This is a genomic window from Novosphingobium sp. fls2-241-R2A-195, from assembly GCF_030209485.1.
Lineage (GTDB): Bacteria > Pseudomonadota > Alphaproteobacteria > Sphingomonadales > Sphingomonadaceae > Novosphingobium > Novosphingobium resinovorum.
Genome location: NZ_JARVRY010000008.1, coordinates 79256 through 96162, shown reverse-complemented (window position 1 = coordinate 96162; position 16907 = coordinate 79256). Strand labels below are relative to the sequence as shown.

The 16907-nt window shown below is 64.1% G+C and carries 12 protein-coding genes and 1 pseudogene; 5 read left to right on the top strand and 8 right to left on the bottom strand.

From position 1 onward, the window contains the following. Nucleotides 1-6: 6 nt before the first annotated feature. Nucleotides 7-483 carry a nuclear transport factor 2 family protein gene (locus tag QRN25_RS08855; RefSeq protein ID WP_285018834.1) on the top strand — a complete coding sequence of 159 codons (477 nt, stop codon included), beginning with the start codon at nt 7-9 and terminating at the stop codon, nt 481-483. Between the two features lie 79 nt (nt 484-562). Here the strand turns inward: QRN25_RS08855 and QRN25_RS08850 are convergent. From QRN25_RS08850 to QRN25_RS08835, 4 genes and pseudogenes are all read right to left on the bottom strand, one after another. Continuing rightward, nucleotides 563-940, bottom strand: a pseudogene (locus QRN25_RS08850) (transposase); the annotation flags it as partial. Between the two features lie 42 nt (nt 941-982). Beyond that, nucleotides 983-2236 carry a GAF domain-containing sensor histidine kinase gene (locus QRN25_RS08845; protein ID WP_285018832.1) on the bottom strand — a complete coding sequence of 418 codons (1254 nt, stop codon included), beginning with the start codon at nt 2234-2236 and terminating at the stop codon, nt 983-985. A 10-nt stretch (nt 2237-2246) separates the two neighbouring features. After that, on the bottom strand, nt 2247-5456 hold the full coding sequence (locus QRN25_RS08840) for a PAS domain S-box protein (RefSeq protein WP_285018829.1): 3210 nt from the start codon (nt 5454-5456) through the stop codon (nt 2247-2249). A 250-nt stretch (nt 5457-5706) separates the two neighbouring features. Continuing rightward, on the bottom strand, nt 5707-7506 hold the full coding sequence (locus QRN25_RS08835; RefSeq protein WP_285018826.1) for an ATP-binding protein: 1800 nt from the start codon (nt 7504-7506) through the stop codon (nt 5707-5709). 221 nt (nt 7507-7727) lie between these two features. On the opposite strand from QRN25_RS08835, the gene QRN25_RS08830 reads away from it, so the two are divergent. From QRN25_RS08830 to QRN25_RS08820, 3 genes are read left to right on the top strand one after another with little or no spacing between them, the layout of a single operon-like run. Further along, a complete protein-coding gene (locus QRN25_RS08830; protein WP_285018823.1) occupies nt 7728-8843 on the top strand; it encodes a DUF1440 domain-containing protein in 1116 nt (371 codons plus the stop codon). After that, entirely contained in the window at nt 8840-10636 is a 1797-nt protein-coding gene (locus tag QRN25_RS08825; protein ID WP_285018821.1) for a glycoside hydrolase family 15 protein, read from the top strand. The genes QRN25_RS08830 and QRN25_RS08825 overlap by 4 nt, the downstream gene beginning before the upstream one ends. Nucleotides 10637-10672: 36 nt before the next feature. Beyond that, nucleotides 10673-11566 carry an SDR family oxidoreductase gene (locus tag QRN25_RS08820; protein WP_285018818.1) on the top strand — a complete coding sequence of 298 codons (894 nt, stop codon included), beginning with the start codon at nt 10673-10675 and terminating at the stop codon, nt 11564-11566. Between the two features lie 75 nt (nt 11567-11641). Here the strand turns inward: QRN25_RS08820 and QRN25_RS08815 are convergent, their stop codons facing one another. Continuing rightward, nucleotides 11642-12775: a Gfo/Idh/MocA family protein gene (locus QRN25_RS08815; RefSeq protein WP_285018815.1), complete on the bottom strand. Its 1134-nt coding sequence runs from the start codon at nt 12773-12775 to the stop codon at nt 11642-11644. Nucleotides 12776-12788: 13 nt separating this feature from the next. After that, nucleotides 12789-13586, bottom strand: a complete 798-nt coding sequence (locus QRN25_RS08810) for an SDR family NAD(P)-dependent oxidoreductase (RefSeq protein WP_285018813.1) — start codon at nt 13584-13586, stop codon at nt 12789-12791. 132 nt (nt 13587-13718) lie between these two features. Here QRN25_RS08810 and QRN25_RS08805 point away from each other — a divergent pair, with 132 nt between their 5' ends. Beyond that, nucleotides 13719-14672, top strand: coding sequence for an alpha/beta hydrolase (locus QRN25_RS08805; RefSeq protein ID WP_285018811.1), 954 nt, complete (start codon nt 13719-13721; stop codon nt 14670-14672). A gap of 4 nt (nt 14673-14676) precedes the next feature. On the opposite strand, the gene QRN25_RS08800 is transcribed toward QRN25_RS08805, so the two are convergent. Together QRN25_RS08800 and QRN25_RS08795 are read right to left on the bottom strand one after the other, a co-directional pair. Beyond that, entirely contained in the window at nt 14677-16209 is a 1533-nt protein-coding gene (locus tag QRN25_RS08800; protein WP_285018808.1) for an FAD-dependent oxidoreductase, read from the bottom strand. A 5-nt stretch (nt 16210-16214) separates the two neighbouring features. Beyond that, nucleotides 16215-16787 (bottom strand): ferritin-like domain-containing protein, encoded by a 573-nt coding sequence (locus QRN25_RS08795; protein WP_285018805.1) that lies wholly within the window; start codon nt 16785-16787, stop codon nt 16215-16217. Nucleotides 16788-16907 lie beyond the last annotated feature (120 nt).

The following is a 16907-nucleotide window of genomic DNA, read 5'->3' as shown; positions in this document are numbered from 1 at the left end:
ATGAGCATGATGACCGCCATCGCCGTTGCCACAGCGCTGCTCGCGGCGCCCGTGCCGCCTCCGGCCGATCAGTTAACGACGGAGATCGGCGCCCTCGATGCCAGGGTATTCGACGCCTACAACCGCTGCGACCTGCCGACCTTCTCCGGATACTTCGACCCCAAGGTCGCCTTCTATCACGACACCGGCGGTGCGACGTTCGAGCGTGACGCGATGGTAGATGGTGTGCGCAAATACATTTGCGGAAAGGTGAAGCGCGAGCTGATCCCAGCCACGTTTCGCGTCTACCCGATCAAGGATTATGGCGCGATTGAGGAAGGCGAACACCGCTTCTGTGAACTCGCTACAGGACGATGCGAGGGTATCGCCAAGTTCGTGATGGTCTGGGCGAAACAGGACGGCATCTGGCGGATCACCAGCGTCCTCCGCTACGGCCATCGCGCCGCGACGCCCGCCGAGCAGCAGGGCGCTGCTGAAAAATAGCTTACAGTCCACTTCCCCATTGGGAACATCCAATGGGACAGCTTGATCGCAGCACGCGCCATATTAGAGCGGTTTCCGTTCATTCCGGTTCGTATCCGCAAGAACTGAAGTAATTGGCGCACTCGGCCGGCTTGAAGATATCGACGAGCCTGCCGATGAGGTCCCACAGGCCAGAGACGGTCCGCTCGCCGGCTTTTCGCAGCATGGCTTTGAGGCGGGAGAACGCTTTCTCGATCGGATTGAAGTCTGGGCTGTAGGGCGGAAGGAAGCGCAGGGTCGCGCCAGCGGTCTCGATGAGCACCTGCACCGACGCGCGCTTGTGGCTCGACAGATTGTCCATGATGACGACGTCTCCGGGCCGCAGTTCCGGGACGAGGATCTGGGCTGCATAGGCTTCGAACCAGTCGCCGTTGATTGGTCCATCGAGCACCATGGGCGCGACCATGCCGGTCATTCGAGATCGAGTGGAACGAGGCTGGACCCAACGAGAGACGGTTCATCAGCACTGACAGGGCATGACCAGCGTGAACACCGTTTCGCTCTCGTCCGAAGTGACGTCGAGCCGGCCATCGTGCGCTTTGGCGATCTCGGCCGCGATGAACAGCCCCAGCCCAAGACCTTCCTTCGTTCCGGGGCCCGATGTCGCAACGAACGGGCGGAACAGGTCCGGCAACAGTTCCGGTGCGATCGCGGTGCCCTTGTTGGCGACGCGCAGCATGAACTGACCGTCATTGCTGTGAGCCGCTATTCTCACTGGTTCGTTTCGCGCGCCGTGCTTCAAGGCGTTGCCCGCGAGGTTGGAAAGCAGCTGCGTGATACGCTCCACGTCGCAGGTCACCGGCTCCTCCAGACGGATATCCAGCTCCACCGGATGTTCCGGATGGACGATCTGCAGCTCCGCGACCACCTGCCGCAGCGGCACGTCAAGCGCGGCACTTGGCTGCATATTCAGGGCCAGTCCGCTTCCCATACGGCCGCGGGCGAAGTCCAGCACGTCATCGACAAGGAGACGCGCGCGCCTCACACTCTGCATCATCTGCTCGATGATGAAGGGCCCCCGAGCGGGGAGCGCCATCTTCCCAAGCAGCTGGGTCCCGGCTTCAATCGCTGCGATGGGATTGCGCAGGTCGTGTCCAAGAATGGCAATGAACCGCTCGCGAATCTCCGCAGCGGAATCGGCATCGGCGAGCTGCGTCTCCTTCCTCCCAAGTTCCTGTTGCAGGTCGAGCTGGAGAGCGATGAGCTGCGCAAAGTTCTCGAAGGTCGCGACGATACCCGGCTCCGACAGCTTCGCCGGCAGCGGGTCGAGCGCGCACAGTGTCCCGAAGAATGTCCCGTCGCGCCTGACGATCGGGATCGAGATGTAGCTCTCGAAACCGTATTGGCGCGGGGTGTGGTGGTCCCGGAAAACGGCATCCTGAGAAACTTCGTCGATGATGACGCCCATGCGGCTTTCGCGGATCTCGTTACAGATGGTACTTTCAAGTTCGAGTGTCCCGCCGGGTAGAAGACCGAATGCTATCTCGTCACGAACAGCGCATGCGGTCCACGTCGTTTCCGTAACCCGGGCGACAGCTGCAAAACGCAGCCCCGTAATGCGGCAGGCTATTTCCAGTATTGAAGGAACAGCATCGATCCGGGCTACGGCATCGATATCCTGCGCAATCGACTCCATTTTTCCTCCTGACAGATTGCGAGCGGGGATCGTCGGCTCATGGGTGGCTCCTTCCATGCGGAACTGCAAGCGGGACATGTGCTGCGGCCTATCCGCGCTCGGGTTGGGATCGATCCTCGATCAGTGTCCGGATGCGGGTCGCCAATGCCTCCATCGCAAACGGCTTGGTCATGACATGCATTCCGGTATCCAGATCCTCTCCTCCCACCGCTGCGTTCTGGGCATAACCGGTAATGAACAACACCTTCAGGTCTGGCCGACCCACGCGGGCGGCATCCGCCATCTGACGGCCGTTCATGCCCCCTGGCAAACCCACATCGGACACCAGCAGGTCGATCCGCGCGTCCGACTGTAAGATCTGGAGGCCCGAGGCGCCATCAGCCGCCTCGATCGCTCTATAGCCCAATTCCTCAAGCACGTCGGTGACCAGCATCCGGATCGAAGGCTCGTCGTCGACGACAAGAACGGTCTCACCGATTTCGGCACGCGGGGCAGTGTTAAGTTGTGCCTCTTCGTTTTCAGCCTCCGCAGCGCCGCGATGGCGGGGGAGGAAGATACACACCCGTGTCCCTTCACGCTCCTTCGACTGAATGTGAACCGCACCTCCCGATTGCCGGGCGAACCCGTAGATCATGGATAGGCCAAGTCCGGTGCCTACACCCAGCGGTTTGGTGGTGAAGAAGGGATCGAACGCTTTCGAAACCACGTCCGCCGGCATTCCCGTGCCTGTGTCGGACACACATATTGAAAGATAGGAGCCAGCGTCCAATTCGTATCGCCGGGCCAGTCTTGCGTCCAGTGTCGCATTGCTGGCTTCGATGACGAGTGTGCCGCCTTCCGGCATGGCGTCACGCGCATTGATGCTGAGGTTGAGCAGGGCATTCTCAAGCTGGTTGGAATCGACGAGTGTCGTCCAAAGGTCAGCCTCGCTGACGAACCTGGTTTCAACCGCTGGTCCCGCCGTCCGGCGGATCAAATCCAACATGCCTTCGACAAGCGCCCTAGGTGACGTTGGCTTGGGATCGAGGGTCTGGCGGCGCGAAAACGCCAGAAGGCGATGGGTCAGCGCTGCCGCGCGTTTTGCTGCGCCCTGGGCTGCCGCACTGTACTTTTCAACGTCGCCCATGCGGCCCTGCTTGAGGCGCATCGCGATCATCTCGAGGCTTCCCGTGATGCCGGTGAGCAGGTTGTTGAAGTCGTGCGCCAGGCCGCCGGTAAGCTGCCCGACGGCCTCTATTTTCTGGCTTTGACGAAGCTGTTCTTCGGCTGCGGCCAAAGCCTCGGCCTTTTCTTTTTCCGATGTCGTATCGCGGCCGACAGCCACGATGAGGCCGTCGGCTGGGCCGGCAGTCCAGCTGATATGCCGATAGTCTCCGCTACTGGTGCGATATCGATTCTCGAAGCGGGTCAGGCTTCGTCCGGCACCAATGTCAGCCGCGCCTTCGATCGTATGGGTCAGGTCATCGGGATGGATAAGGTCGAACAGGCTCGTACCGATCAGGGCATCGTCGCTCCATCCCAGCACGCGCTCCCAGGCGGGATTCACAGCATTGATCGTGCCCTCAAGCGTTGCGATCAGCATGAGATCGGCTGACATCGCCCAGAGCCTGTTGCGGTCGGCCGTGCGCGCCTCGACCTCGGATTCCAGACGCGCGTTCAGTGCACGCAGCTCGATTTCCGCGCGGCGCCGCTCGCTGGCCTGGCGCAAGCGGTCGGCGGCTTCACGCACGAAAGCGACTTCGTCACCCCGCCATTCTCGCGGATCCCGGTCATTGACGTAGAGGATAGCGGCGATCTGCCCGTGTTCCATCACGGGATGGTTGACGAGCGAGCCGACCGAGACCGCGGCCAGCGGGTCTGGATTACCGGAAGTGCGGAGATCCTTGCGGATGTCATCAATGACCACGGTGGAGCCCGCCCGCAAGTCATCGGCATAAAGACCGTAATCGTCGATCGAGTACGTGCCTGCCAAAGTGGGGCATTCCGGAGCGGTCCAATCCCCCGGGACCGTGAAGGTTTCCCTATCTTCGGCGACGGCTCCGAAGCCGACCCGGTCGGCACCGAGCGCCTCGCCGATCCTCGCGCATACCGAAACCTGCATCGCGATCAGGTCGTCCACCTCGCGCAGGTGATCGCCGATATCGGCAAGCGCGTAGCGGAAGCGGTCGGCCCGCTGCCGCTCGCGCTGATCGCGCGCCACCGCGCCGTAGCTGGTGATCGCCCCGCTCGCGTCGCGCAGAGGGAAAATATTCGCGAATATGGGAATGGCTTCGCCGGTCTGGAAATGGCGAAAAGCGAGGTCTCCCTCCCAGCTGCCCGCACTCCGAATCGCGGGCACCGCGACGGACTCGAATGCCTTGCGTACTGCCGGCGTGAAGTACTCCGCAATCCTAGTTGCTTTGACCGCAGCCGGGTCGAATAGACCGACCATGGCCATTCCGGCGGGATTGATCTGTGAGACTGATCCGTCAAGAGCCGCCTCTCCGATGAAATCTGCCGACTGTTCGACAAGCGTGACAAGGCGCCTTGCCGCAGCATCGATCTGCTCGGTTTCGGTGACATCGCGCGAGACCGAGAGGATTCGTGCGGTCGTCCCGTCTTTCCCGAGAATTGGCGTGACCTGCACGTCCCACGACTTGGCCGTGCCTTTCATGGTCGCGGCCTCACCGCGAAAACGCGCCGGTTTTCCAGCGCGTGCGCTTTCAAGCGCTGCTACCGCATGGATGTTGCCTTCGCGCTCCCAGAACTGCGGCCAGGGACATCCTTTGATAGCATTGAAATCGCTAACCTCCATCACCTTCAGGCCGCCCTCGTTCATGAAGGCGAGGTTGCCGTCGAGGTCGAGAACCTTGATGCAGTCCGCCGAGGACGCCAGGACACTGCGCAGGAATTCCGCGTCAGCAAGGTGAGCTGCCGCTGCGTCTTGCTGCTCCGTGCGATCGCGCAGGATCTTTATGAAACCCAAGTGCGCGCCGTCATCGTCAGTCAATGGCATCATCTCGCCGCTGGCCCAGAAGCGGCTGCCGTCCTTGCGCATGTGCCAGCGTTCGTCAGCGGCCCGACCGTCAGCCAGCGCAAGCTTCATCTCGATCGCGGGGCGATCCGCTGCTCGATCCTCCGGTGTGAAAAACCGGTCCAGCGTCTGCCCGCAGATCTCGTGCGCCGACCACCCCAGCACTTTCTCGGCGCCCGTGTTCCAATCGGTGATCACGCCATCGGTGTCGGTCGCGATGATCGCGAAGTCGACGGCGCTTTCAATTATGTCACGGTAGCGTCGTTCGCGATTTCTGTCGGACACGGATTTTCCTCATGCCCGCCGAGACTTCGGGCCTGCATGCTGTCATCGATCGGCTAATACGCCAGACGCCTCAGTTCCCAGAACGCATCAAACCAACCTTGGTTCGTGAGAGCGAGCAAGGCACCGAGGATCGGTGATTTTTTATTCCACCGCTCAAAACGGTACCTTGATACGGGGTCGCGGGCGCGCAAAGACCTCGCATATTGCGCAGAGAGAGAGAGAGAGAGAGAGAGAGATCAGGGATTCTTCGTCATGCCATGCCGCCCTGCCGAGCATCGCGCAGGATGCGTGAGAGCTCGTCGACCGAATAGGGCTTGTGCAGCAGCGCGAAACCATGCCGGGTGTCGCCGGCCAGAACGTGGCTGTATCCGCTTGTCAGGACGACCTTCAGGCCGGGCCAGCGGGAGCGGATCTGCTTGCCGAGTTCGACCCCGTCCATTCCCGGCATGACAACGTCGGAAAAGACGATGTCGATTTCGCCATGGTCGCGCTCGAGTATCGCGATCGCGTCGCGGGCATTGGCAGCGCGGCGCGTGCTGAAGCCAAGATCGCTCAGGAGCTGGACCGCGAATTCTCCGACCTGGTCGTTATCCTCCACGACGAGGATACCGGCTTCGCTCGCCGCGACTTCGTCGGGGGCCGAAACGGCTATAGCCGCATTCGGCGCCGTGGCGCGCGGCAGGTAGAGGCTGAACGTCGTACCTTCACCGAGGCGACTGTCCACATCGATCTCGCCGCCGGACTGCTTGGTGAAACCATAGACCTGGCTGAGACCAAGCCCGGTGCCCTTGCCGACTTCCTTCGTTGTGAAGAACGGCTCGAAGATATGATCGAGTTGCTCTGGCGGCATACCGGTGCCGCTGTCCGCAACCGATACCTTCACGAAATCGCCCTTGGCAGCGGCATGCCCGCGCCGTGCGGGCACCGAACCCGCCGCCTCGATGGCTATGGTGATGCACCCTTCGCCGTTCATGGCATCGCGGGCATTCACCGCCATGTTGACGAGCGCGGTTTCGAACTGGCTGGCATCGACTTCCACGAAACAGGAACCGCAGATCGGATCGACGACGAGGTCCACCCGCGATCCCACCACGGTGCGCAGCATGTCCGCAACACTGCCCACTTTCGCGGCCGCGTTGAAGACTTCGGGCTTCAGCGCCTGCCGCCGGGCAAAGGCCAGAAGCTGGCTGGTGAGCTTCGCGGCGCGATCCGCCGTTTCCGCTATCGCGTCGATGTATTTCTTCTGCTTGTCGCGAGGCAGTTCGCGGCGGGCGAGAAGTTCCGCGGATGAACGGATGATGGTCAGCAGGTTGTTGAAATCGTGCGCCACACCGCCGGTCAGTTGTCCGATCGCCTCCATCTTCTGCAACTGTCGGACCTGATCCTCCGAGGCCATCAGTTCGCGGGACCGTTCCTCCACCCGCATTTCCAGGGTCTCGTTGAGATGGCGCAGCGCCTCCTCGGCGATTGTGCGCTCCAGAATGTCGGCCGCCTGACGGGCTACGATGTCGAGCATGCGCAGGTCGCGCTCCGAAGGCTCGTGCGGCTTGCTCCAGTGGGTGGAGATCATTCCCAGCAGCTTGCCGCTGCGCGACAGCAGAGGGGTGGTCTGCGCCGACCGGATGCCGGCATCGCGGAATGCCTGGAGATCGGGCGTCCCGCTGATGTCGTCCCACTCCTCGAAGTCGGGCACGATCGCGCGCTGGCCGAATTTCAGCGCCAGGGTGCAGCTGCTGTAGGCGGCGGGGTTCACCCACTGCCAGAAACCGACCGCCTCGGGCGGAAGGCCGCGCTGCGCCAGAAGCTGCAGTTCCCCGCCATGGCCCGAAGCGTCATCGCTCGGGCACAGCAATTGCATCGTTCCGAACTGCGACCCCGTGATGGTAACGGCGGCATCGACGATCTTGCCATAGAGCTCGAAGCGATCCTGCTCGTTGATGAGCGCGACGCTGATCTGGTGCAGCAGGTCTATGTCAGAGAGCCCATCAGGCGCGTCCTGAATGAACGGGCCGATCGGCGACACGAGCGGGCCGTGATGCGCGTTGCTCATTAGTCTGGTCCCCCGCGTGCGCGAAACCAATGGACGCATCGCAGCCGGGTAACTGCCGATCAGCGGAAACGTTCCGGCATGCCGGTGCACGGCAGGGCGATGCTGCGTGGATCGGAAGATCGGTGGAACATCGCCGCGACACGGCGCGTTGGAAAAGGCCGATCAGCTGAGCAGACAACTGCCGACGCAAGTTCCTCCCGAGCCCGGAGCACAAGCAAGACATGTCCATCCCTTCGGTTCCTGACCGCTCCGCGCATACCGTGAACACCATCGTCGATCTGGAGCAAGGCGCCGCCGCAGGCGCTGTCGCAGGCTTCGCGGCAGCAGCGGTTATGAACGGATTCCAGTCGCTGGTCACCCCGCTGTTCCGCCCGCAAAGCGGAGACGGTCCGCCTGCCACCGAGCAGGCCGCCGATCATGTCGCCCTGGTCATGACCGGCCGGGGACTGGCAGAGGACGACAGGCGCACGGCAGGCACGGCAGTGCATTACCTGGTGGGCACGGCGACCGGCGCACTGTACGGCGCCTGGGCAGAAAGGCGCCCCGGCGTGACGCGCTGGCAAGGGCTGGGTTTCGGGCTCGTCTGCGCAACCCTGATAGACCAGATCGCCGTACCCCTCGCCGGGCTCGCCAGGCCGCCCTGGCGCTACACGCTGCGCACGCACCTTTATGGCTACGCGTCGCATCTGGTCTTCGGGCTGGTCACAGAACAGGTGCGCAAGCTGCTGCGCGATCGGATCGCCAGCCGTCGTCCTGCCGCCACCGCCGGGCAGGCCATCGGCCGGCAGACGTCGGACGACCAGGCCATGGCCATCGACGATGTCTGCGTGCCGCTGCTGCTGGGTCTAGCCGGCGGCCAGCGGACTTTCACGCCGCCCGCCGCGATCACCATCGCCGCCGCCAGCAGCGGTCTTGGGCTTGAGGGGACGCCGCTGGCACTGCTCAACTCGCGGTGGACCGGCCTCCTGTTCGGCGCCGCCGCGGCCGGCGAATACGTCATGGACAAGCAGCCGGGCATTCCCGCCCGGATCGCCCCTGCCGGACTTGCGGGCCGGGCTGTCGGAGGCGCGCTGTCCGGTGCCGCCGCCGCGCAGCCGGGCAAGGCCTGGCTGGCCGCAGGCGTGGGTGCGGCGGGTGCGATCGCCGGTGCCTACGTCAGTTACCGCGTGCGCATGACGCTTGCCCGCGCGCTTGGCCGCGACCGCCCGGTGGCCTTCGCCGAAGACGCGCTGGCTTTGGTCGGCACCGCGCTGGTGGCCACATATGCCTCGGCCCGACAGAAGCAGCGGGAGCAGGCGGATACGCTCGTGCGGCACGGCGGAACGGCGGCGGCATGATGGGCAGACGCCGCATCGGCGAGCGATCCGAAGGCCAACTTGCCCTTGAAGACTACGGCGCCATCGGCGAAGGCCGATCGATTGCGCTGTCCGGCGCCGACGGGTCGGTCGACTGGTGGTGCGCACCTAACATGGACTCGCCGCCGCTGTTCGACCGCCTGCTCGATCCGGTGAATGGCGGATGCTTCGCGATGACGCCCGACGCGCCATTTACCGTAGAGCGCTGCTACCGCAGCGACAGCAACGTGCTGGAGACCACGTTCACCACCGAGACCGGCCGCGCCCGTCTGGTGGAATCGATGAACAGCGGCAGCGCGGGCCGCCTGCCCTGGGCCGAGATGGCCCGCCGGCTCGAAGGGCTCGAAGGGCGGATGCGTTTTTGCGTGACCATGCGACCGGGGCGTCGCGGTGACACCGTGAACCCTTATCACTCGACCATCGGCGATCACACGGTGTTTCATGTCGAACGGGTGCTGGGACTATTCCTGCACAGCGGCGGCGTGGAGTGCCACTGGGCCGACGAGGGCGTCACCGGCGCGGTCGAAGTGAAGGCGGGCGGGCGCGAGGTACTGGCGCTCATCGCCGGGCAGGACGAGCCGCTGGTGGTCCCCTCGATCGCAGAGATCGACGCGCGTATCGAGACCTCGGATCAGGAGTGGCGGACCTGGGCAAGGACTATCACATGTCAGGGCGAACCGCGCGCGGCGTTCGTGCGCTCGGCGCTGGCGCTCAAGCTCCTTCTCTATTCGCCCTCAGGCGCCATCGCCGCCGCGCCGACGACCTCCTTGCCGGAACGGATCGGCGGCTCCAAGAACTACGACTATCGTTATGCCTGGGTGCGTGACGCCGGCTACACGATCAAGGCCTTCCTGGCCGCCGGGGCACAGGCGGAGGCCAAGGCGGCCTTCTCCTGGCTGCTGGACCGCCTTGCCAAAGTCGGCTTCAGGGTCTGTTACACGCTGGGCGGCGATCCGGTGCCTCCGGTCCGGGAATGGGCGATGCCGGGCTATCGCGGCTCGCGCCCGGTCGTAACCGGCAACCAGGCGAACGACCAGTCCCAGCACGGCGTCTACGGCGACATCTTCGAGACGGCGTCCTGCTTCGTGGGCAGCGGCAACATCCTCGACAGCGCGAGCGCCGAACTGCTGTCCCATCTTGCCGACGAATGCGCCGACCGCTGGCGCATGCCCGATGCCGGGATATGGGAACTGCCCGTGTACGAGCACTACACGATGTCCAAGATCAGCTGCTGGCAGGCGCTGGCCCGCGCGGTGGAGCTTGCCGATGGTGGGCAATTGCCCACCACCTGCCGTGAACGCTGGTGCCGCGAACGCGACCGTGTCGCCGCCTGGATCGAGGAGAATTGCTGGTCGCAGGACAAGCAGGCGTTCGTGATGCATCCCGGCACCGATCGGCTGGATGCCTCGATCGCCCTTGCGGTGCGGTTCGGTTTCGACGGCCGCGAACGCCTTGCGGCCACGCTGGATGCGATCGACCGCGAACTTGGCGCCGGGCCGTTCCATTACCGCTACAGCGGCATGGATCAGGAGGAAGGTTGCTTCCTGGCCTGCTCGTTCTGGATGGCGGAGGCGCGGGCGTCGCTGGGCGACTGGGCAGGTGCCCGCGCCCGGCTGACCGCGCTTGTCGACGCGCTGGACCGGGGGGTGGGCATCTACCCCGAAATGGTCGACCCGAAGACCGAAGAATTCCTCGGCAACCTGCCGCAGGGCCTTACCCATCTGGCCCATATCATGGCGCAATCGGTGCTGGCGGAGGAACCACGGCCGGACTGAGACGCTGCTTTTCCTGAACCCCATCAGGAGCATCTCATGACCGATCGCCTGTCGATGCAGGACCCCCGCGAGCAGTATCCCAAGCCGCCCTTCCCGTCCCAGCCCCAGCCCGTCCCCGGCCTTGCCCGCAGGATGGAGCCGGTCCCCGATCACGGGGAGACCAGCTACAAGGGCTCTGGCAAGCTGGCCGGCCGCAAGGCGCTCATCACCGGCGCCGATAGCGGCATCGGCCGTGCCGCCGCGATCGCTTATGCGCGCGAAGGCGCCGACGTCGCGATTTCCTATCTGCCGAGCGAGGCAGCGGATGCGGCGGAAGTCGTCAAGCTGATCGAAGCCGAAGGGCGCACCGCCGTCGATCTGCCCGGGGACGTCACCGACGAAGCATGGTGCCGCACGCTGGTCGATCAGGCGATAGCCGGGCTTGGCGGCCTCGACATTCTGGTGATCAACGCCGGCCACCAGCAGAGCCGCGAGGACATTTCGAAGGTCACGTCGAAAGACTTCGACGAGACCATGAAAACCAATCTCTACGCCCTTCACTGGATTGCCCAGGCGGCAGTCCCGCACCTGAGCGCGGGCGCCTCGGTCATCACCACGGCATCGGTACAGGCTTACGAGCCGTCGGCCATCCTGCTCGATTATGCGACGACCAAGGCCGGCATCGTCGCCTATACCAAAGCCTTGGCGAAACAGCTGATCGAGAAGGGCATCCGTGCGAACGTCGTTGCGCCGGGGCCGTTCTGGACGGCGCTGCAATCCTCGGGCGGACAGCCTGACGAGGCGGTGCAGAAGTTCGGAACCCAGAGCGCATTCGGGCGCCCGGGACAGCCGGTCGAGATCGCGCCGGTCTACGTGCTGCTCGCCGGCCAGGAAGGCAGCTACATTTCAGGCGAAGTCTACGGCGTGACCGGAGGTGCAGGCATCGCCTGATCGCCCCGGTGCGCAGTAACGAAAAAGGCCCCTGCGAACACCGCAGGGGCCTTTTTCTTGTTTTGAAGGTTCGCCTCAGCTGAAGGCGGGTTTCGCGGCCTTCACCGGCTCCGGAATATCGACCAGTTTCAGGCGCTGTTCCTGCTCATCGGGATCAATGCGGCGCTGGCGCTCCAGCGGCTCGATCTTGACCGCCCCGCCAAGCTTCAGGGCAGCGGCGATCGCCTCGATCACCAGCAGGTCGGCAAGCCCCTCCTCGCCATCGGGCTCTACGCTGCGGCCCTTCAGGATGCAGTCGGAAAAGTACTTCAGTTCGCCGCCGAACTGATCGGTCGCCTGGTAGACCTCGTGTTCGCGGCTGCCGGAATTCTTGCGGAACTGCTCGAGACCCTCCCCGTAGCCGAAAGCCGAATCCATGTGGATCGAGCCCTTGGTCCCGGAAATGGTCAGATTGTCGATCTGGTCGGTGAAGTAGCTGACGGTGAACTGCGCCAGTCGGTTGCCGGGCATCCTGAGGGTAACCGCGATCGTGTCGTCAAGTTTGCCAAGCCCCGCTTCCTCGTGGCGCACCGCGATCGCCGAGACGACTTCCAATGGCTCGGCGCCGAACAGGAAGCGGATCGCGTTGATCGGATAGGGCGCCATGTCGAAGAGCGGCCCTGCCTCGATACCGGAACGGCTGCGGTGGTTGGCGGGATCGACCATCTGCCCGAAGCAGGACGTGAACGCGACGAGTTCGCCCAGCTCGCCCGCCCTAATCCGGCGGACCGCATCGAGATTGGCGGGCTCGAAATGGAGGCGATAAGCGGTCATCAGCAGGGCATTGCCGCGCTCGGCCGCCGCGATCATCGCGCGGCACTTGTCGGCGCTGACCTCCAGCGGCTTTTCGCTCAGGACATGGATGCCCGCCTCGAGCGCCGGGATAGCGAATTCGGCATGGCGCCAGTTGGGCGTGCCGAGATAGACGGCGTCTATCTCGCCGGATGCCAGAAGCTGCGAAAATTCCTCGTATGAGTAGCGATGCTGCACGCCGTAACGTTCGCCCAGCGCGCCCAGCTTCTCGCGGTCCGAGGAGACGAGCGCGGTGATCTCGGAATTGCCGGTGTGCTTGACGCCCGGCATCAACGCTTCCTGCGAGATGTCGCCAAGGCCGACGATGGCGTAGCGGATTTTCCTGCCGCCAAATCCGAGTGCGGATGCAATGCTCATGGTGCCCTCCTCCTCAGATGGTCATGACCGAGCCGGAATCGACCCGCATGTTGCTGCCGTTGACGAAGCTGGCGCGCTCGGAGCACAAAAAGACGATCATGTCGGCGACCTCTTCGGGCTTGCCGCGCCGCTTGAGCACCATCCCGGGGCGCTCTTCGTCGAGGAAGCTGCGGATCGCCTCGTCGACGTCGACACCCTTTTCCTTTGCCCGCTTTTCCATCATCTTGTCGGTCATCGGCGTTTCGATGAATGCGGGCGAAACGGTGTTCACCAGAACGTTGTCGCAGCCGTAGGCCTTGGACAGGCCCTTCGCGAGATTGATGATACCGGCCTTTGACGCGCAATAGGCCAGCTCGTCGACATAAGGCTGCACGCCGTCTTCCGAGCCGATCAGCACCACCCGCCCCCACTTTGCCGCGCGCATCGCCGGAATGGCCTCCCGCGCCATGCGTACTGCGCCCATGAGATTGATGTTGAGCGTTTCGAGCCAGCCGTCGTCATCGACATCGATGAAATCGCCAGTCGCACCGGTCACACCGGCGGCATTGACGAGGATATCGGGATCACCGAGCGCGGTGCGCACCTTCGCGTAGAGTTCGGTAATGCTGTTCCGATCGGTGACATCGGCCTCCACGGCGATCACCTCGCCCAGCGGTTCGAGTTCGGCCAAGGTTTCCTGCAGATTGCCGCCAGGCTGGTCGCTGATCGCGACCCGAACGCCTTCGGCCAGCAGGCGCCGCGCCGTCTCCTTGCCGATGCCGCTGTCCGCGCCGGTGATCAGCGCAATGCGCCCTTCGATATCGAGCTTCATCGTATCGATCTTCCTCTTCGTCGGATGTCTGAGATGTTTGTGACTAAAGGGCTGTCGGCACGGCGAAGTTCCCTGGAACCGCATCGTCTGCCCACGACTTGCCTCACCATTCACCGCAAGCAAGGATGCAGGATGGACGCCGAAGCCCGTGACGTGCTGGACTATCTCGCGCGGCTCGCGCCTGCGGCCGAAGGGACGCCGGACGATGCACGCTGGCTGGAGAATTTCCGCTACCAGACGCGGCTCCTCGCGGGCCTCGACGCTCCGCCGATGGAACTTCATTCGGTATCGCATGTCGTCGTGCCCCGGACGTCAACGCCCGCGCTTGCGATCCGGCTGTATCGTCCGCACCCTGGTCGCTTGCCGCTGCTGCTGCACATGCACGGGGGCGGCGCCATCGCCGGGTCCGTCGATGGCCACGACGCCGCCTTGCGGATGCTGGCCAGCCGCACCGGCTGGCTGGTCGCCGCGCCGCTCTACCGGCGAGCGCCCGAGCACAGGTTCCCGGCGCAGCTCGAGGACGGCTGGCGCGCGCTCGGCCATTTGCGCGATCAGGCGGACACCTTGAACATCGATGCGTCCACCATCGTCATCTCGGGTGACAGCATCGGCGGGACGCTCGCGAACGCCCTGGCGATGCGCGGCCGCGATGCCGTCCGGGAGACCGGGAGCCCCGCCATCGCGGGGCAGATCCTGCTCTATCCCAATACCGATCTGAGGCGCGATGCCGACTATCCCTCACGCACGCGCGAGAACGGCCACATCATCGCGCTCGAGGATCTCGAACGGCAGATCGACCTGTACCTGTCACGCGAAAGCGATCGTCACGATCCGATTGTCTCGCCGGTCCTTGCCGATCCGGCGGGTCTGCCTTCAACTCTGCTGGTGACATGCGGGGCGGATCCCCTTTGCGACGAGGGCGACGCTTATGGCCACCTGCTGGCCAGCGCCGGGGTCCCGGTACGCCACGATCACTTCGCCGGCATGATCCACGCATTCATGCAAACGGGCGGCCACACACGTGCGACCGCCCGGCTCTTCGATTGCATTGCGAATTGGCTGCAGCGCTTCGCGCCTTCACCCTAAGTCTTCAGGCGGATGCCGGCATGTCCCATCTGGCTTCCACCTCCAGAGCTTCGACATCGCGCTGACAGGTAAGCAGTGCCTGCTCCTTGCCGTCCTCCCGGAAGAAGACAGCGAACGCGCCTTCATCGACATCGCCCTCGATCCGGCGATCCTTGGCCGAAGCGGCATGGCCGACATAGCGAAGGCTGGTATCGTAATGCCCGGACCAGAAGAACGGGGTGTCTCCGAACCCTTCCTCGACCTTGCCCAGCAGCCGCCGCGCAAGGTACTGGCCCTGCCTCTGCGCATGGACCCAATGCTCGACTCGGATCGGGTGGCCCAGTCGCGGATCGGGATAGGAGGCAATGTCACCGATCGCGAAGACGCCGTCAGCGGAAGTCGCAAGCGTGGCATCGACCCTGATCCCACCACCTTCCTCCTTGGTGGCGAGCGCGATCCCGGCAGCTTCGGCAAGTTCGACGCGCGGCTTCACGCCGGCACCGATGACCAAGAGGTCGGCATCGACCGTCGATCCATCGTCAAGGGTTAAGGCCTTGCCATCATAGCTTTCGATCGTTCTCCCAAGTCGGAACGCAACGCCCTTGTCTTCATGCAGGCCCCGAACGAAGCGCCCGACCTCCTCGCCGAGCACTCCGGCAAGCGGAACATCGTCCTTCGCAATGACGGTCACGGGAAGCTTGCGCTGGCGCAGCGACGCGGCGACTTCAAGGCCGATGAAACTGGCCCCCATGACCGCCACGCTCTTCGCCTTCTCCGCGGCCTCGATGAGAGCGTCGGCATCGGCAAGCGTACGAAGAACATGGACGGTGTCGCGATCGAAGCCGTCGATGGCAGGGACGATCGGCTCAGCCCCTGTCGCGAGGATGAGCGTCTCGTAGGGCACGCTCTGCCCATCGGCCGTGGACAGGGTCCTCGCCCAGGTGTCGATGGCCGTCACCTCAGTTCCGGTACGCACTTCCACCGAGGCAGCCCCCTGCCCGGCACCGGAAGGGAGCATGCATTCGTCACGCTCCTTCTTTCCGGCAAGATACTGCTTGGAGCAGAACGTGCGATCGTACGGGACGTCGGCATCGGCACTGAGGATCAGCACGCGGTCCCCCTGCCCGGCCCGCTCGAGAACGTCGGCGCAGGCATGACCTGCCGCTCCGCCACCCACGATGACGATGCGGCGCTGATCCGGCATAGCTTTCAGGCTCGCCTGCGTATTCGCATCGGCCCTGCCGGTGACGCGGATCACTCCGCCCTCTTCGGTCACCGCAAAACACGAAAGCGGCTCGATCGCAGGCGCGCCCACCGCCTCGCCGGTTTCCACCGAGAAGCGCGCGTGGTGCCATGGGCACCGAAGCTCTCCTGCCGCAATGATGCCCTGTTCCAGCCCGGCTCCCAGATGCGTGCATTCGCCCGAGAGAGCGCGCACCCTGTCGCCTTGCCGGACGAGGACGACGGGCTTGCCGTCGAACTCGCCCGCAAGGATCATGTCCGGCTTAAGGTCGCTGCTCGCGATGCCTGCGGCAAAATCCGGCTTGGTATCCGCCATGATGCTCAAGCCTCCAGGAAGGGGCGACCTTCATGGGCCACGAGCAGGTCGTGCATGTCGGCCGCATGCTCTTCCTCGTCCGCGAGAATGTGCTCGAGCATGATGCGCGTCGTCGGGTCGTTGTCGCCGAAGTAGCGGATCAGTTCCTGATAATGCTCGATGACGAGGCGCTCGGCGATCAGGTCCTGCTTGATCATCTCGATCAGATTTCCCGGCTCGCCGTATTCGGTGGCCGAACGGGTGGCGAGGTCCTTGGGATCGAAGTCGGGAACGCCGCCCAGCTGGTCGATGCGGTTGGCCGCCATCAGCGCGTGACCATGTTCGCTCTTGGCATGCTCCTCGAATTCCGCAGCGACGCTCTTGGACGTGATGCCGTCCGCGGCGATCGCGTGCATCTGGTAGCGCAGCGTGCAGACGATCTCGGTCGCGACCACTGTCTGCAGAAGTTCGATCGTCTTGTCGACGTCGCCCTGATAGCTGGGCATCACCGCGCCGTCCCCGAGCGACTTGCGCGCGCGTTCACGAAGGGTCTGGACGTCGGTGAGAAAGGCGCTTCGGTCCTGGGTCTGGGTCGCCATGGTGATCTCCTGTGATGGGGGGTTTCACTCTTAAGGCTGTCGGCGGTCCATGGGTTCCGCGCGAACGACTCGCAGAAACGGAAGGTGCCTGTTCGCCGACAGCAACAGACGCGAAACAGT

What these genes read in the sequence shown, in the direction of transcription:
- QRN25_RS08800 (WP_285018808.1), bottom strand. Translation starts at nt 16,209, where the DNA reads ATGGCGGATACCAAGCCGGATTTTGCCGCAGGCATCGCGAGCAGCGAC.
- QRN25_RS08820 (WP_285018818.1), top strand. Translation starts at nt 10,673, where the DNA reads ATGACCGATCGCCTGTCGATGCAGGACCCCCGCGAGCAGTATCCCAAG.
- QRN25_RS08825 (WP_285018821.1), top strand. Translation starts at nt 8,840, where the DNA reads ATGATGGGCAGACGCCGCATCGGCGAGCGATCCGAAGGCCAACTTGCC.
- QRN25_RS08815 (WP_285018815.1), bottom strand. Translation starts at nt 12,775, where the DNA reads ATGAGCATTGCATCCGCACTCGGATTTGGCGGCAGGAAAATCCGCTAC.
- QRN25_RS08805 (WP_285018811.1), top strand. Translation starts at nt 13,719, where the DNA reads ATGGACGCCGAAGCCCGTGACGTGCTGGACTATCTCGCGCGGCTCGCG.
- QRN25_RS08830 (WP_285018823.1), top strand. Translation starts at nt 7,728, where the DNA reads ATGTCCATCCCTTCGGTTCCTGACCGCTCCGCGCATACCGTGAACACC.
- QRN25_RS08795 (WP_285018805.1), bottom strand. Translation starts at nt 16,787, where the DNA reads ATGGCGACCCAGACCCAGGACCGAAGCGCCTTTCTCACCGACGTCCAG.
- QRN25_RS08835 (WP_285018826.1), bottom strand. Translation starts at nt 7,506, where the DNA reads ATGAGCAACGCGCATCACGGCCCGCTCGTGTCGCCGATCGGCCCGTTC.
- QRN25_RS08810 (WP_285018813.1), bottom strand. Translation starts at nt 13,586, where the DNA reads ATGAAGCTCGATATCGAAGGGCGCATTGCGCTGATCACCGGCGCGGAC.
- QRN25_RS08855 (WP_285018834.1), top strand. Translation starts at nt 7, where the DNA reads ATGATGACCGCCATCGCCGTTGCCACAGCGCTGCTCGCGGCGCCCGTG.
- QRN25_RS08845 (WP_285018832.1), bottom strand. Translation starts at nt 2,236, where the DNA reads ATGTCCCGCTTGCAGTTCCGCATGGAAGGAGCCACCCATGAGCCGACG.